Origin of the sequence: Enhygromyxa salina (assembly GCF_002994615.1) — a bacterium.
Classification (GTDB): Bacteria; Myxococcota_A; Polyangia; order Nannocystales; family Nannocystaceae; genus Plesiocystis; species Plesiocystis salina_A.
This window is the reverse complement of the sequence record NZ_PVNK01000114.1, coordinates 48,133-63,796: the sequence shown is the minus strand read 5'-3', so window position 1 is coordinate 63,796 and position 15,664 is coordinate 48,133. Positions and strand designations below refer to the sequence as shown.

Genomic DNA, 15,664 nt, shown 5'->3' with positions numbered 1-15,664 from the left:
TTCGCGCCACAGATCCCAAGTCCGAGGCGAGCGCCTATACTCGCGGCCATGCCGGAGAGCCTCACTCGCCTCGCCCCTTCGTTGGTCGCGCTCGCCCTCGTACTTGGCAGCGCGACCCCGGTGCTCGCGGATATCGCACCGCGCAGGAAGAACGAGGTGATCGAGTTCCAACCCCACTCTGCGCCGCCAAAGCCAGCCCCGCCAGGGCCGACCGAGGTCGAGACACCGCCCGAGCCCGAAGCCCAGGCCGAGCCCGAAGCCCAGGCCGAGCCCGAGGCAAAGGCCGAAGCCGAGCCCGAGCCCGAGCCCAACGCCGAGCCCGAGCCCGAGCCCAAGCCAAAAACCGAGCCCGAGGCAAAGGCCGAGACCAAGTCCGGCAGCTGCTCGATCACCGACGAGCCCGAGCGCGGGCTCATCGGCCTCGCGGCGCTGGTCCTGGTGATCTCGGGCGCGGGCTTGCGTCGCCGACGGCCCTGATCCCTCTTCGAACAGTCCCCCCAACATGCGCCGCTGCGACATCTCCCTCGAGCTCGACTGCCCGCCCGAGCGCTTCTGGCAGCTCTACTTTGACGCGGACTTCAACCGCGAGACCTTCGTCGACGCGCTGGGCTGGGAGCCGCCGACGATCCTCGAGTTTCGCAGCGACGAGCGCGAGATCGTCCGCAACCTCTCGGCCCGGCCGAGGCTCGACATCCCCGGCAAGGTCGCCAAGCTGATCGGCGAGCAGCTCGGCTACCGCGAGTGGGGCCGCTTCGATCGGGGCAGGTCCGAGTTCGTGTTCCGCCACCGGACCAACATCTTTGGCGAGCGCATGAAGATGTCCGGGCGCAGCTCGGGCGAGCCGCTCGGCGAGGCCCGGATGCGCTGGCGGACGAAGATCGACATCGAGTGCTCGATCCTCGGCGTCGGCCGGCTGCTCGAGCGTACCGTCGAGCAGAACATCGAGAAGAGCTACCCGGTCTGCGCGCGCTACTGGAACCGATGGTTGGCCGCGCACCCCAACGCAAAGAGCGCCAGCTGAGCTCACGCTCGCCGACGCTCGAACAGATCGTTGGGAGTTGGGGGCTGCTGGGGAGCAGCTCAGCCGGTCGTGCCGCCGCTGCCGCCACCGTCCATGTCGGTCATGCACGCCGCCGCGTCGTAGGTGCAGGTGACCGGGTCGCAGCCGAGCTGGCCGGTGGCGTAGCCGAGATCCTCGCAGGTGAACCCATTGAGGTCGAGGCCGTCGCACTGCTCACCGATGTCGACGACGCCATCACCACACACGCCGGCTCCGGTGTCGGTGCCGGTCTCGCCCGGGTCACCGTCGCCGTCGCCCGAGTCTCCGTCGCCGGTCTCGCCGGTCTCGCCAGTCTCGCCGTCTGCGCTGCCGGTCTCCTCGGTCTCCGCGGGCAGGTCTGCGGGCGCTCCGGTATCGGTCGCCGTACCCGACCCGTCGGTGGCCGTCGCCTCGAACTGATTCGGCTCGTCGTCGCCGCAGCCGACAACGAGGAGGAGCGCAGGGACAAGCGAAAGAAACAAGCCGCGTCGCATGGCCGGAAATTCGCATCTTGGGTCCGCCATGGCAACTCAAATGCCCAAATGCTCCCCCCAGCGGCCTCAGCGGGCTCCCAGGGCCTCCAAAGCCCTTCTCCGGGACGGCCCGCGACGACGCGAGCTCCCCGCACGATCGGCGCCGGCGCTCCGCCCGAGTGATCACATCGACTCTTCGGTGATCGCCTCGGGATCCGCGGGTTGCGGTCGAAACGCGTTGATCGGGATCTTGAGATAGCGCGTCTCGTTGGCCGCCGGATCGGGGAGCGCGCCAGCGTCGACGTTGACCTGCACGCTCTGAAACAGCAGCCGCGGCGTGCTCAGGCCAGCGTCGCGCGTGGTCCGAAATTCGACGAATTCGGCCCGGCTGCGGTCCGCAGGCAGCTGCTTGTTGGTGCGTTTTTGCTCGCCGACGCTGGTCTCGTAGGCGAGCGCGCGGCCGCCGGGCTGGTAATCGTGACCGACGAAGATCCGGGTGTCGTCGGGCAGCGTGTAGATCCGGGAGGTGATCGAGTCGTAGAGGTCGCCCGCGCTCCCGGCCGGGAAGTCACAGCGGCCCGTGCCCATGTCGGGCATGAACATCGTGTCGCCGGTGAACAGCGCGTCGCCGAACAGGTAGCAGACGCACGCGGGCGTGTGCCCGGGAGTAAAGATGACCTCGAAGCGCAGGCTCCCGGCCTCGACCTGCTCGCGGTCTTCAAACAGGCGATCAAACTGCCGCCCGTCGGTCGGGAAGTCCTTGGGCAGATCGAACACCTCCTTGAAGACCTCCTGGACCATCGTGATCTTGGCCCCGACGCCCGTGCGCGCGGCCCCGAAGCGCTGCTTGAGCTCGCGCGAGCCCGAGAGGTGATCGGCGTGGGCGTGGGTCTCGAGGATCAGGCGCAGGTTGAGCTGGTGCTCGCGCAGGTAGGCGGACACCCGATCGACGGACTCGTAGCTCACCCGCGACGCGGCCGGGTCGTAGTCGAGGACCGGATCGATGACCACGGCGTCGCGCGAGGCGGGATCGGAGACCACGTAGGTCAAGGTGCTGGTGGCGTCGTCGTAGAAGGCTTCGATGTCCATGGGTCGGCTCGGTCTCGTGAAGGAGCTCGGTGGAGCGCGCGGACCAGCTCGCGGGTTCGGGCGATCGCGGCGCGCCAGGGCTCGATCGCGGGGCCGAGCTCGAGGCGCTGGTCGAGCTCCACGAGCCGATGGTCGCGCCGCGCGAGCAGTTCGTCGAGCCCCGCGCGCAGCTTGTCGAGCTCACCGTACTCGACCGCGCCGCGCAGGAGGTTGTCGAGCATCGTCAGGCGCGAGCCGAAGCCGCGGGCGAGGCCGCGCGAGCGCGCGAGCGCGGCGATGTCGGCGCGGGTCAAAAACACCCCGCTACGCGCGGGCGTGAGCAAGTATGCGGCGATCTCCCGCAACCCCGTGCGCGCGTCGTCGAGCAGCGCCTGCGCGGGACACAAGCTCGGGGCCGCGCGCGGGCCGGGCAGCGTGGCGCGCTGGGCCGCGACGAGCTCGAGCAGCTCGTTGAGCATCGTCGGCCACGCGCCTTCGCCGAGCTCGCGGGCGGCGATGACCAGGCTCGGCAAGTACGCGAGCACGCACGCGTCGAGGAACTCGGCGAGCAAGGGCGAGCTCGGGCCGAGGCGCCCGTCGGCGTGAGCCCGACTCACGAAGGCCATGAACGCGAGCTCGACCCCGAGGTGGTCGGGCGCGAGCTCGGCGTTGACCGGACGCGGCGAGAACCCGGCCCGGGCGTAGAAGCCCCGGACCCGATCCGCGCACGCGCCCGCCTGGGCGTCTGGGTCGAGGAACACGCCCGCGTAGGGAAACACGCCGAGCTCGAAGGTCGCGTGGAGCTGGGTCGCAAGCTGCTCGAGCCCGTCGCCCGGGCCGACCCAGTCGAGCTCGCGCAGCTGCGCCAACATCCGCGCGTCGACGCCCCGCAGCAGCGCCCGGGCGAGCACAGCGTAGAGCCGGCTGTAGGCCAGCGCCAGGACCCTCGGGTCCTGGCTCGGGTCTTGGGCGAGGGTCATCGGCCGAAGGGCTCCTCGGGCAGGGCGTAGGCGGCCCGGGTCGGCTTGAGCGGGCGCTTGAGCCACCACGGCCGCCGGGTGCCGTCGGGGCTGTGATCGACGGCCGAGCGCGTGAGCGCGTGCCACTGCCGATACACCGCCATCGACTTGCGCGTGTCGACGTGGACGTCGCCGTGGCGGTCGGAGGCCCCGGCCTTGCGCACGCTCAGCGCCTTTTGCAGCCAGCAGTGCGCGCCGCTGATCGGATCGGGGTGGACGGCGTGGGTCAGGTTCTGGTGCACGCCGACGTCCTGCCACCAGATCCGCGCGGTGTCGGGGTCGAAGCTGTCCCACGCGCGGCCGTGCTCGAGGATGTTGAGCGCGTGGCCGCCCTCGCCGTCCTCGTCGAGCTGCGCGAGCGCGCTCATGCCCGGGTTGCCGCCCATGTCGCTCGCTAGCCGCCAGCGCCCGAGGTGATGGCTCATCGCGATGATCCCCGGCTTGATGCCCTCGGTCACGTAGACCTTGTCGACGAAGTAGCCGATCTCGGTCTGGACCCGGACGAGCTCGCCGCTTTGAACCCCGATCCGGCCCGCGTCGCTGGGGTGGATCCAGACCGGGTTGGCGTGGCTGATCTCGTAGAGCCACTTGGCGTTGGCCGAGCGGGTGTGGATCAGCGTCGGGAGCCGAAAGTTGGGCAGCAGCAGCATCTGGCCCCGGTCGCGGTCGATGTTGGCCGGCGACACGTGGCTGTCGAGGGGCCAGGGGATCACGTGCTCGCGCTCGGGCCAGCCCCAGTCGCGCATCGTGGGCGAGAACAGCTCGAGCTTGCCGCTGGGCGTGGCGAAGCCCTCGGCCTCGTAGGGCGTGTAGTTCGAGCGCAGGACCTCGAAGCAGCCGTACTTGCGCATGTAGGCGAGCGGGCTCAGCTCTTCGGCCGCCGCGGCCTCGGGCAGGCCCGGGACGCTGTGCTCGAACACGTGGGCCCAATACTCGTCCTGGGTGATCGGCCGGCTCGGATCCGCGGGGCTCGCGAACCACTCGCGGATCCCGAGGCTGCCGTCGGGGTCCATCCGCCACGAGAGCTCGACCCAAAACTCCGCCTCCTCCCAGACCTTGCCGGGGTTGGCCTCGTGGGTGAACTGAACCGGCCGCCCCGCGCGCTCGAGGGCCACGCGGCGGACCGGCTGACGAAAGCCGATCCACTGCCCGGCGTGGGTCTCTTGGCTCATCAGATCGTGGCGCTCCCCCGCGTGGCCCATCGGCAGCACGTAGTCGGCGAACCACGCCGACTCGTTCCAGGTTGGCGTGAGCGCGACGTGGAGCCCGAGCTTGTCCTCGTCGCGCAGGGCCTCGAGCCACATGAAGCCGTCGGGGTTGATCCACATCGGGTTGTAGACCCGCGTGAAGTAGACGTCGACGGTCCCGCGGCCCTCGGCGAGGAAGTGCGGGAGCAAGAAGCTCATCTCGAAGAAGGCCAGCGGCCACTCGTGCGGGAGCTGGAGCTCGTTCCAGGCCTCGAAGGCCGGCGGCGAGGCGAAGGGCTTGGGCACGAACTTGTTCCACGCGTTCATCGAGGTCCCGCCCGGGGTCCCGACGCTGCCCGTGAGCACGTTGAGAAAGAACAGGCAGCGCGCGACCTGCCAGCCGCCGCGGTTGCCGATCGAGGCCGAGCGCCAGGTGTGCGTCGCGAGCCGCGAGCCCGCGCCCTCGACCAGACGCGCGGCCTCCTCGATCCGCTCGATCGGGACCTGCGAGGCCTCGGCGGCCTGCTCGAAGGTGAACTCGCCGTAGAGCCGCTCGAGGTAGGCCTCGAAGTCCTCGAAGCTGAGCTCGCCCTCGGCTCCCGCGGCGCTCGCGGGCAGGTCGGGCATCCCCGGCAGGCCCGGGCCCTCGCGCAGGAGCTGGTCCCAGTTGACCCAGCGGCGCATGAACTCGCGGTCGTAGCTGCGGCGGCGGATCAGGTGGGCCGCGATCGCAAGCAAGATCACGCTCTCGGAGCCGGGCCAGCTCGGCAGCCACAGGTCGCTGCGCGCGGCGGTGTTCGACAGGCGCGGATCGAGGGTGATGATCTTGGCCCCCGCGCTCTTGGCCTCGATGATCCGCTGGGCGTGGGGGTTGAAGTAGTGGCCGGTCTCGAGGTGGCTCGAGATCAGCAAGATCACCCGGGCGTTGGCGTGATCGGGGCTCGGGCGATCGCAGCCCGTCCACAGCGCGTAGCCAACCCGGGCGCCCGACGAGCAGATGTTGGTGTGGCTGTTGTGCCCGTCGACGCCCCAGGCGGTGATGCAGCGGTTGGTGTAGTGATCTTCGCCGGGCCGGCCGACGTGATACATGATGCCGTCGCGGCGGCGCTCGCGAGACTGGCGCATCTTGGCCGCGATGTCGTCGAGCGCCTCGTCCCAGCTGACCCGCTTCCACTTGCCCTCGCCCCGGGCCCCGACGCGCTTGAGCGGATACAAGATCCGCTCGGGGTCGTAGATCTGGTTGTGGGTCGCCGGGCCCTTGGCGCAGTTGCGGCCGCGGCTGCCCGGGTGGGCCGGGTTGCCCTCGAACTTGCGGATCTCGAAGGTCGTCTTGTCGACGTAGGCCAGGAGCCCGCAGGCGCTCTCGCAGTTGAAGCAGATCGTCGGGACCAGCGAGTAGCGCCGGGGGATCTTGCGCGGCCAGGCCTTGGCGTCCCACTCGACCCAGTCGTCCCAGCGCTCGGGCGGCGGGTAGCGGCTCATGCGGCCGTCGCCGTGGTCGACCTCGAGCAGCGAGACCGGCTCGCGCGAGGGCTCGGCGGCGCCGTAGCTCGGCAGCGCCTCGCCAGCGGCGTTGGTCTGCTCGCTCGCGATCACGGGCTCGTCGCCGCCGAAGCCGGGACGCAGGACCTTGGTCAGCAGCCGCCCGACCTTGTCGGCGAGGGTCTCGGGACCTCCGCTCATGAGTTGGGCAGCTCCTGCGGGGCCATGACGAAGGCGTACTCGTAGATGTAGAGGCCGACGGTCGCGCACGCGGCCGCGAGCGCGCCGAGCCATCCGCCCCCCGCGACCGGCGCTGGCCCCCACGCGGGCGCGAGCAGCAGGGCGAGCGGGACGAGGTGCCCGAGCACGATCGCGCCCCACCAAAACCCGGCCGCGTAGCGACCGCGGTGGATCTCGTGGGCCGCCCGGGCGGCGAGCTCGGTCGCGTGGGGGATCCCGAGCTCGCCGACCAAGATCGCAAACAGGTCGACGGCCAGGCTCACGCCCAGGGTCACGCGCGCGGCCGCGACCAGCCCCGGGTCGAGCTCGACGAACGCGGCCACGCACAGCAGCGCCCCGGTGCCCATCATCGTCGCCTGGATCAGCAGGTGGATCGGCAGCAGCGGGCTCTGCCACAGATCCCGGCCCTCGGCCTGGGCGAACAAGAACGCGGTGTAGACCGCCGCGCCGATCGCCAGCGGCGCCGTCGCCCAGCCCAGCGCCGCGCGGGCGAGCGCCGAGACCTCGAACGCGCCGGTCCACGCGGCTGCGGCCTCGACCGCCCACCACGCGCCCGAGACCCCGGCGAAGCCGACCAGCAAAAAAGCCCCGCGCGTCAGCCAGCTGCGCCACTGCGGACGCAAGAGGATCGACAAGAAGCGCTCGGGTCGCTCGAGGTCGGCGACCAGCAGCCCGGTCGTGGCCAAGGTTGCGAGCACGGCCAGCAAGCCGGCCCAGATCATCGCGCCCAGGTCGAACGCGAACAGGCCGAGGTTCCAGCCGATCGCGAGGAACGCGAAGATGCCGGCCGCGATGCCCTTGGTCACCAGGTAGGCCGGGACCTGCCAGTGCCACGGGATCTCGTGCTGGGCGTTGTAGCCGAGCTGGACCATCTGCTCGGCCATCCGCCCGCCCGAGCGAATCGTCGTGCTCGGCAAGCCCTGAGCCTGCGGCGCCCGCAGCCGCGCGCCCGAGGCCGCGGTCTTGGCTGGCGACTTCGGGGCCGCGGGCGCGGGCGTGCTGCCTTGCCTGGTCACGACCTGGGTGAACGCGAGCTGCCTGGGCCGCTCGGCCAGGACCGTCGGGTGGAGCGCGAGGGCGTCGCCCTCGATGTAGAGCACCTTGGGCGAGGTCCCCTGCTCGGGCTTGCGCACGCTCGTGCGGCTGCGCCCGACGAGCTTGGCGATCTTGCTCATCGGATCGTCGAGGTCACCCGCGACGATCGCCTCGGTTGGACACACGACCGCGCAAGCTGGCTCGAGCCCAAGGTCAACGCGGTGCGCACAATAATGGCACTTGGCCGCGGTGTGGGTGTTGGGGTCAATGTGAATCGCGTCGTAGGGGCACGCCTGCATGCACGCTTTGCAGCCAATGCACACGTCCTTGTCGAATTCGACGATGCCGTCGTCGCGCTGGTACATGGCCGTGACCGGGCAAATACGCACACACGGTGGATTCTCGCAGTGGTTGCAGCGCGTGACCTGGAAGCTCCGCGTGACGTCTGGAAAGGCGCCGTGCTCGACGTATTTGACCCACGTCCGGTTGACCCCGAGCGGGACCTCGTTCTCGCTCTTGCACGCCGTGCTGCACGCGTGGCAGCCGATGCAGCGGCTGTTGTCGATGACGAAGCCGTAGTTCACGGGGATTGCCCGGACCTTGATCCGAGCAATCCCCATGCCAGAGGGAGGGGTCGATGATCAGTGTTCAGAGGAGCGTTCGCCTGGGTCCGTGAGACCCCACGCAGGTTTGGTTTCGTTGTGTTTCAATTTTACTGAAACATTGAAACACCGAACATCGATCGTCGCGGGATTCGGGCGGCTCGGACCGCGCCGAAATTGTAGCCATCTACCAAGCCAGCTCGACGGCGCCGATCGTCGCAAACTCGTGCTTCTTGCCCCGGATCGTGACCCCAAACTCCCCGGTCTTGTCCTCGGGCGTGGAGATCTTCAGGTTGGACTTCTCCGAGCGCCGCATGCCGACGATCAGCTCATGCTCCCCGGGCAGGACCTCCAGCCACGGAACCTCGAACTCGAAGCGGTGATGAATGTAGTCCCCGGCGCGCCAGTAGTTCGGCGGGAACACGCCGCCGGTCAGCTCGTGGGGCGCGGCGGCGACCCGGCTGACCTTGCCCTTTTGCAGCCGCGCGTACATTTTGGTCCCGGCCGGCATCGGCCGCTTGACGCGAAACACCATGTGCAGCGTCGCCGAGCTGCCCCGGTGGAGCTCGCCGTCGATCTCCCACGCGATCAGCTCGACGTAGGGGTCCCAGCCAACGAGGGTCTCGTTGGCCAGGGTCACGGGCTCGTCGAAGGCGATCCCATGCAGGGGGTTGTGATCCTCGTAGCCCTCGGGCAGGAAGTTGGCGACGAGCAGATACTCGTGGTGGAGGTTGTCGAGCACGTAGAGCGGCCGCCCGCCGGTCCGCGCCGAGCTGAACGCGGGCGGCAGATCGGCGCGACGGATCAGCGCGGTCCTCGGGCTGTCGACGCCCAGCCACCGGTCGAGGTCGCCGCGGTTGGTCAAGAACACCTCGTGCTCGGTGCCCGGACCGTAGTACTCGAGCCCGGGGTCGCGGATCCGGTGCAGGCCCAGCTGCGGCTCGGGCAGCTCGCCGCGCTCGACCGCCGCGGCGAAGCGCTGCAGCGGCCCGGCGATCGACAGCTGCTCGTTGACCTGCGTGAGCGTGGTCCGACCGTAGGTCCAGATCTGCTGGGTCAAGACCACGAACAAGAGCGCGAGCGGGGCCAGCTCGCGGGCCCGCGCGAGGCCCGAGTCGCGCTCGTGGCCGCGGGTCACGAGGCGGTCGAACACGGTCGTCAGCCGCGAGAAACGGCGCAGCCACCACAGCTGGGCGTGGCGCTTGCGCCAACGCAGCTGATCGACGCTCGGCGCGGCCAGGACGTGGGCCAGGATCAGCAAGGCGGCGAAGCGCTTGGCCATGCGCGGCAGCGACTCCGCCGGATCGAAGCCCGGGACCAGGCCCGCGGCTGGGAACTCGAGATCGCTGAGCTCGAGCAGCGGCGACGCGATGTGCTGGGGCAGGCGGCCCGCGTCCTTGCCGAGCACGAGCGCGCCGAGCACGGCACAAAAGAGCAGCAGGCGCCGGGCGGCGATCGGCTCGTGGCTGTCGAACATGCGCTTGCACATGGCGGTCGCGAGCAGCGCGGCAGGGATCGTGACGGGGATCGGGGTCGGGCCGTAGGTCAGCGACCACACGCTGGTCGCGACGAGCGCGACCCCGAGCCACAGCGCGGGCCAGCGCGCGCGACCGGGGCCGAGCAGGCCGAGCACGACGAGGCCCGTGAACGGGAACACCTGGTAGCCGAACGACTCGAGCGTGTCCGTGAACCCGCGGCGCGTCGGCTCCTCGAGCAGCTCGAGATCCTTGGCCGCGCCGAGCAGCGGGATGTAGCCCTCGCCCTGGTTCCAGGCCAGCCACAGGCCGACGAAGCCCGCCGCTGCGCTTGTTGTCCACGCGCCGATGACCGCCCAGCGCGGCAGCCGAAGGCCGCCGTGCTCGGGCTCGCGGGCGACGTCGGCGAGAGCCACGAGCCCCAGGGGCAAGCACCCCCCGAGCACGATCCCGAGCGAGGCCACGGCCGCGGCCAGGCCGGCGACCCCGACCACGCCGAGGACCCCCCGCGTGATCCGCTCGCGCTCGCGCCCGCGATCGCAGGCCGCGAGCAGGGCCAAGGTTGCGACGCACAGCCACAGCTCGCCCGTCGGGTTGCCGAGCGCCGTCCGGCTCGACGCCAGCAGCAGCGGCATCGCAAGGGTGAAGCAACCCGCGAGCGCGACCCAGGCCGGCGACCAGCCCAGCCGCCGGGCGGTCGCCAGCGCCAGCGCGACCAGGCCGACGCCCGCGAGCGCGCCGGGCAGGCGCAGGCCCCAGTCGCTGCGCCCGGCGGCGGCGTAGGCCCAGGTCCGGAGCTGATCGGGCAACCACGGGCTGCGGACCAGGTTCGAGCGCGGCTCACCGAAGGCGGCGAGCGTACGATCGAGGATCGGCAGCTCACCTTGGGTCCACAAGCCCGTGGCCCCGAGCCCCGGGAGCAAGACGACCACGGCCCCGAGCAGGACCGCGATCGGCACCAAGAGATCGAGCCATCGACCCTCCCGGGCGCGGGCCAACGCCCCGACATGTTCGCTGCGCTCGTGCTCGGCCAGAACTCGCGGATCCTAGCAGGCTGCTGAACAACCCACCACGACCCAGAGCACGCCCCTGACCTCCGATCCCTTTGTCGCCAAAAGCTCGCAGTATGCCCGATACAGCGTCGTTTTGGCTTCGCGGCCTCGTACGCCAGTGACGCACTCTGGGCCGCGCTGGGTTGTTCAGCAGCCTGCGAGCAGGCTGCTCGGCCTTGCTGCTACCCCCCCGCGTTGCGAGCCCACTGGCTGGCGAGATACGGCGCCGGACGCAGGAACTGCGTGAAGCCCTCGGGGCGGATCCCGAGCCCGGTCCGGAACGGCCAGAACATCGTCACGCGATCGTCGATCGTCAACTCGCTCACGAGCCGGATCTGGACGAGCGGATACCAGCGCGAGGGCTCGAGCCTGGACGCGGCCTCGAGCGTGAAGACCACATCACCGTCGGCGACGTCGGTCCGGATCTTGTCATAGCGATCGCGGCTCGAATTGCTCGATTGGATCATCGACCTGAGGCGTAAATACATGTTCGGCTTGCCCACCAATGAGTATTTACCCATGCCGTGATAGTCGTTGGCCAGGAAGTCCCGTGAGTTGGTCAAGAGCGCAGCGATCGGCAGCGTGAGCAGGAACTTCGAGGTCACCATGAGGAGATCTTGCGATCCATCCTGGGCGACGTAGCCGGCGTCTGCGGCGGCATTGAAGCGGACCGAGACCCCGAGGATGTCCGGCAACATCAGCCGGCCCATACTCCAGAAGCCGGTCGACAGACGGACCATCGTGTCGCCCTTGGTCAGCCCGTCTGCGAGGGCCTCAAACTGCGGATCGATCTCGTCGGCGACATCGACCTCGGCCTTGAAGTAGACCCCCCGCGGATGGAAGATCCTCGCCTGGCGCACCAGGCTGCCGAGGGCGTAGGATGGCGCCATCAGGCCACCCGCCCACAAGCCCAGCAATTCACCGAGGCTATTCGGTCGATGTAAGGTAACCACGTTTTCTTTGGATGAGATCATGTTTGCTCCGCTGAAATGTTGTATTGCGGCCGCAACGCCGAGGCTGATACGGCGAATCCTTGGTCACTCGATCATGCGCGATGGCGACCGCGCGGCAACCCGGCAATTTCGTCGCCCGGGCGCGCGCGGCGAGGCCTGATCGAGCGACTCATTCGAACTATCGTGATACTGGAGATCGCGGCTATACCCGACTCGCTCGGCGGCCCGGGCCGACGCTGGATCCACGCGCCGACGCGCACGTGCAGCGAGCCCGGCGAAGGACGGTGATGCTCGACGACCGGGACCAGGCGATCAGCCCGGGCCCAACCCCGCCGAGCTCGCCGCGCAGCGCTCGGTCGCGGGCGAGATCGCCGAGCAACTACGACAGGGCCGCTTGACGCTCGGTCGCAGCTCGAGCGGGTCGGTGCCGGCCTCGGGCCGTGCCCGGGTCGGCCGCGTGGCCGACTGCTGCGAACACATCTCCGTTCGCCGGCGCGCGACGGACATGCGGGCAGGCGACCTTGGGTGTTAGACTCGCGCCATGACCACTCACCGCTTCTCGCTGTTGGTGCTGATGATCGTCGGCGGATGCACGATGGACAACCCCGCGTTCGACGAGACCCGGCAGACAGTGGCCGATGAGAGCGGCAGCGACGATGGACACGCTGAGCTCGAGGCCGGCGAAGGCGACGGCGACGCGGACTCGGGGTCCGGCGACGGCGGCTCGGGCACGAGCACAGGCGACGGCGACTCGGGCGACGGCGACTCGAGCACCGACACGAGCAACGGCGAGACCGAGACCGGCAACGACATGCCCTGCGAGGGCCTCGGCCCGATCGACTGCGACCAGAAGGACGACTGCGTGGCAGTGCACTACAACCCGGTCGAGCAGCTACCCGAGGGGTTCTGCATCGCGCCACCAAATTACGACGGCTGCCTGTCCATGACCGAGTGCGACCTGCCCACGAGCCTCTATTGGTGCAACGACGACCAGACGGTCTACATCAAGGTCGAGCTCGACGGCTGCCTCCCGAGCGTCGTCGCCGCCAAGTCCCTCGACACCTGCATGCTCCCCGACGACAGCCCGTCCGAGTGCGCCCCCTAGCAGCCCGGGGTGCAATGCCTCGCGCCACCTCGCTTGGCCTTTTCGCCGAGGGCTTTGTCGCCAAAACTTGCAGTACGCCCGGTACAGCGGCGTTTTGGCTTCGCGCCCTCGGCAAAAATTCCGGCGCGAGGCGACACGATGCATTGCTTGGCCTTTTCGCCGAGGGCTTTGTCGCCGCCAAAACTTGCAGTACGCCCGGTACAGCGGCGTTTTGGCTTCGCGCCCCCGGCGAAAATTCCGGCGCGAGGCGACACGATGCATTGCACCACGGGCTATTAGGAAGCGAGCTTTGACCCCCGCGGCCGTCAGCAACTTTGCCACGCACGCCGCTCGCGGCCATGCGTGGCAAAGTGCAGGACGGCCGCGGGGGTCTAAAACTACCCCGCGGCCCAGATCTGTTCGCAGCGGGCTCGGACCTTGGCCCGCAGCGTGACAAAGCGCGGGTCGTGGCGGAGGTCGTCGAACAGCGGGCAGTTGTCGAGCCAGTCGAGGTCGACGAGGACCAGCTGCCCGGCCTCGTGGAGGTGGGCGACCGCCCGCTCGCGGTCGCCGTGGAAGGCGGCCTGCTCCGCGAACAGCTGGTGCATGAAGGTGCGCAGCCGACCGTTCTTGACGACCGAGAGCATCATCGCGTGCTCCTGCTCGAGCGCCTCGGGGTCGTAGGGCCCGAGCAGCGGCGGGCCGTACTGCCGGATCGTCCGGGCGCCCTCGTCACTCGAGTCGGGGTCGAGCTGCGCGAGGGCCTCGCGAACCCTGGCGGCGTCGCGCCGCCACGCACCAACACGCATCTGCATGAGCTGGGCCGTGGCGTGGTGGCGCTCGGTCTGGGTGAGCAGCTGATCCATGAGCTCGGTGTAGCCGTCGTAGTCGCCGCGCAGCGCCTTGTAACGGGCGAGGTCGGCCAGACACCAGTGGAGGCCGGGGTCGAGGGACAGCGCGAGCTCGAGGTGCGAGATGCCGAGCTCGGGGTGCGCGGCCTCGGTCTGGAGCCGACCGAGGTACTCGTGGGCCAGCGCGGAGGTCGGGGCGATCCGCAGGGCCTCGCGCAGGTGGGCCGCGGCCTCGCGGTAGAACCCGCCCTGAACCGCCCACGAGGCCGCGGCGATCTGGGTCTCGGCGAAGTTCGGGGCCTCGGCCATCGCGTGCTCGACCGCGGCCTTGGCCACCCCCGCCCAGTCGATGTCCGCGTCGCGCTCGTCTTCGGGCATGAACCACGCGCGCATGCACGCGAGCGCCAGCCCGGCCATGGCCGGCTTGAACCCGGGCGCGCGCTCGAGCACCGCGCGATAGTGGGTGACCGCGCCATCGGGCCCGCGCAGCCGCCACTTGATCTTGGCCTGGCGCGCGCGCAGGTAGCTCTCGATCGCCTCGACGTCGGCGAGCTCGCGGTGCTCGAAGATCTCGAGCTCGACGCGCAGGGCCTCGGCGATGCGCTTGCCCATCTTGTCTTGGAGCTCGAACACGTCCTCGAGCTGGCCGTCGAAGCGCTCGTTCCACAGCTGAAACCCGCTGTCGACGTCGAGCATGCGGGCCGCGATCCGGAGGCGCTCGCCGGCCAGCTGGATGGTCCCGTCGACGACGAGCTCGACGCCGAGCTCGGTCCCGAGCGAGCGCGGGTCGCGATCCCCCGCGCTCGTGAGCCGCGCCGTGGCCCCGCTGCTCGTGACCTTGAGCCCGCGCGTCATCGAGAGCACGTCGGTCAGCTCGTCGAGCAGCGCGTCGGCGATGAAGTCGGAGTCGGCGGGACCCCGATAGCGAAAGGGCAAGACAGCCAGGGCCCGCGCGCCAGTCCGGGGGCCCGCGCTCGTCGTCGGCATCGGCAGGCGCAGGCCCGTCCGTTCGGAGGTCGCGGTCAGCTGGGTCGCGCTCGAGCTGCGCAGCGGCGAATCCTCGGCGATGCTGTGCTGCGTCGGGGCCTCGGCCGCGTCGCCCCCCCCGAGCTCGCCGACGCCGCTCTCGGCCAACGACGCGAGGGTCTCGGCCGGGTCAGAGGCCGGGGCCCAGTCATCCGCGTCTTGCCAGCCGCCGAGCTCGGCGCCGGCTAGGGTCTGGTCCCCGAGCAGCTCGCGGACGCGCTCGAGCGCGCGCGCGAACGCAGCCGCGCTCCGAAACCGACCCTCGGGATCACGGCACAAGGCGCGCTCGATCGGACCGATCAACGGCTCGGGGATCCGCCCGCTGGCCCTGAGCTCGGGGAGCTCGGGGTTGAGCCGGGCCATGGCCACGGCGAACACGTTCCCCCCCGAGAAGGGCAGCTTGCCCGTCAGCATCTCAACCAGGATCAGCGCGAGCGCGTAGACGTCGGTCCGGGGGTCCACGGGCTTGCCCTCGACCTGCTCCGGGGCCATGTAGGCTGGGGTCCCGAGCACGCCGCCGGTCTGCGACTGGCCCTCGGCCTCGCTCGTGCGCGCGATCCCGAAGTCGGTGATGACCACGCGTCCGCTGGCCTCGATCATGATGTTGCTGGGCTTGAGGTCGCGGTGGATGACCCCGGCCTCGTGCGCGGCCTGGAGACCCGCGGCGACCTGCAGCGTGACCTCGACCGCCGCCAGCGGGCGCGGGCGCCGGGCCAGCCACGCGCGCAGGCTGTGGCCCTCGACATACTCCATGGTCAAGAAGCGCAGCCCGCCGTGCTCGCCGAGGTCGTAGGTCCGCGCGGTGTTGCGATGGGTCACGCGCCGGGCCAGGCGGACCTCGCGACGGAAGCGCTCGACGGCCTTGTCGTCGGCGGCGTAGATGTCGAGGGTCTTGAGCGCCACGACCTCGCCAACCTCGCGGTCGAGCGCGCGGTAGACGGAGCCCATCCCCCCGCGACCGAGCAACGCCTCGATCTCGTAGCGATCGGCGAACAGCTTGCCGACCGCGGGCGTCGCACCATCTGAGAGGGTCACGTCGCCGTGGGTCTCGCCGGCCACACCACAGACTACCCGCAGC

11 protein-coding genes are annotated in these 15,664 nt (G+C 70.0%); 3 read left to right on the top strand and 8 right to left on the bottom strand.

The window, feature by feature from the left end:
* Positions 1–48 precede the first annotated feature (48 nt).
* Complete coding sequence (locus tag ENSA5_RS37470; protein WP_181197637.1) at positions 49–477, top strand: MYXO-CTERM sorting domain-containing protein; 429 nt, start codon at positions 49–51, stop codon at positions 475–477.
* A 25-nt stretch (positions 478–502) separates the two neighbouring features.
* Positions 503–1,021, top strand: a complete 519-nt coding sequence (locus tag ENSA5_RS11180; RefSeq protein ID WP_106391627.1) for a DUF2505 family protein — start codon at positions 503–505, stop codon at positions 1,019–1,021.
* Between the two features lie 59 nt (positions 1,022–1,080).
* Here ENSA5_RS11180 and ENSA5_RS11175 read toward each other — a convergent pair whose 3' ends face one another.
* The 7 genes from ENSA5_RS11175 to ENSA5_RS11145 all read right to left on the bottom strand — a co-directional run bounded on the left by ENSA5_RS11175 (position 1,081) and on the right by ENSA5_RS11145 (position 11,646).
* Positions 1,081–1,521, bottom strand: a complete 441-nt coding sequence (locus ENSA5_RS11175) for a hypothetical protein (protein WP_146155571.1) — start codon at positions 1,519–1,521, stop codon at positions 1,081–1,083.
* A gap of 174 nt (positions 1,522–1,695) precedes the next feature.
* Positions 1,696–2,601: an MBL fold metallo-hydrolase gene (locus tag ENSA5_RS11170; RefSeq protein WP_106391625.1), complete on the bottom strand. Its 906-nt coding sequence runs from the start codon at positions 2,599–2,601 to the stop codon at positions 1,696–1,698.
* Positions 2,559–3,560, bottom strand: a complete 1,002-nt coding sequence (locus ENSA5_RS11165) for a molecular chaperone TorD family protein (protein WP_106391624.1) — start codon at positions 3,558–3,560, stop codon at positions 2,559–2,561. Before ENSA5_RS11165 ends, ENSA5_RS11170 begins: the two co-directional genes overlap by 43 nt.
* The gene (locus tag ENSA5_RS11160; RefSeq protein WP_219906766.1) at positions 3,557–6,469 is read right to left on the bottom strand and encodes a molybdopterin-dependent oxidoreductase; all 2,913 of its coding nucleotides are present in this window, start codon (positions 6,467–6,469) and stop codon (positions 3,557–3,559) included. The genes ENSA5_RS11165 and ENSA5_RS11160 overlap by 4 nt, the downstream gene beginning before the upstream one ends.
* Complete coding sequence (locus ENSA5_RS11155) at positions 6,466–8,127, bottom strand: 4Fe-4S dicluster domain-containing protein (protein WP_181197636.1); 1,662 nt, start codon at positions 8,125–8,127, stop codon at positions 6,466–6,468. The genes ENSA5_RS11160 and ENSA5_RS11155 overlap by 4 nt, the downstream gene beginning before the upstream one ends.
* Positions 8,128–8,332: 205 nt before the next feature.
* Positions 8,333–10,618, bottom strand: a complete 2,286-nt coding sequence (locus ENSA5_RS11150) for a glycosyltransferase family protein (RefSeq protein ID WP_146155570.1) — start codon at positions 10,616–10,618, stop codon at positions 8,333–8,335.
* A gap of 236 nt (positions 10,619–10,854) precedes the next feature.
* Positions 10,855–11,646, bottom strand: a complete 792-nt coding sequence (locus tag ENSA5_RS11145) for a hypothetical protein (protein WP_146155569.1) — start codon at positions 11,644–11,646, stop codon at positions 10,855–10,857.
* 520 nt (positions 11,647–12,166) lie between these two features.
* On the opposite strand from ENSA5_RS11145, the gene ENSA5_RS11140 reads away from it, so the two are divergent.
* The gene (locus tag ENSA5_RS11140) at positions 12,167–12,730 is read left to right on the top strand and encodes a hypothetical protein (protein ID WP_106391620.1); all 564 of its coding nucleotides are present in this window, start codon (positions 12,167–12,169) and stop codon (positions 12,728–12,730) included.
* A gap of 377 nt (positions 12,731–13,107) precedes the next feature.
* Here ENSA5_RS11140 and ENSA5_RS11135 read toward each other — a convergent pair whose 3' ends face one another.
* Positions 13,108–15,645 carry a serine/threonine-protein kinase gene (locus ENSA5_RS11135; protein WP_106391619.1) on the bottom strand — a complete coding sequence of 846 codons (2,538 nt, stop codon included), beginning with the start codon at positions 15,643–15,645 and terminating at the stop codon, positions 13,108–13,110.
* Between the last annotated feature and the right edge of the window lie 19 nt (positions 15,646–15,664).

Bases quoted from the DNA above. Each gene is read 5' to 3' on its own strand.
- ENSA5_RS11180 (WP_106391627.1), top strand. From the start codon at position 503: ATGCGCCGCTGCGACATCTCCCTCGAGCTCGACTGCCCGCCCGAGCGC.
- ENSA5_RS11170 (WP_106391625.1), bottom strand. From the start codon at position 2,601: ATGGACATCGAAGCCTTCTACGACGACGCCACCAGCACCTTGACCTAC.
- ENSA5_RS11145 (WP_146155569.1), bottom strand. From the start codon at position 11,646: ATGATCTCATCCAAAGAAAACGTGGTTACCTTACATCGACCGAATAGC.
- ENSA5_RS11160 (WP_219906766.1), bottom strand. From the start codon at position 6,469: ATGAGCGGAGGTCCCGAGACCCTCGCCGACAAGGTCGGGCGGCTGCTG.
- ENSA5_RS11165 (WP_106391624.1), bottom strand. From the start codon at position 3,560: ATGACCCTCGCCCAAGACCCGAGCCAGGACCCGAGGGTCCTGGCGCTG.
- ENSA5_RS11140 (WP_106391620.1), top strand. From the start codon at position 12,167: ATGACCACTCACCGCTTCTCGCTGTTGGTGCTGATGATCGTCGGCGGA.
- ENSA5_RS37470 (WP_181197637.1), top strand. From the start codon at position 49: ATGCCGGAGAGCCTCACTCGCCTCGCCCCTTCGTTGGTCGCGCTCGCC.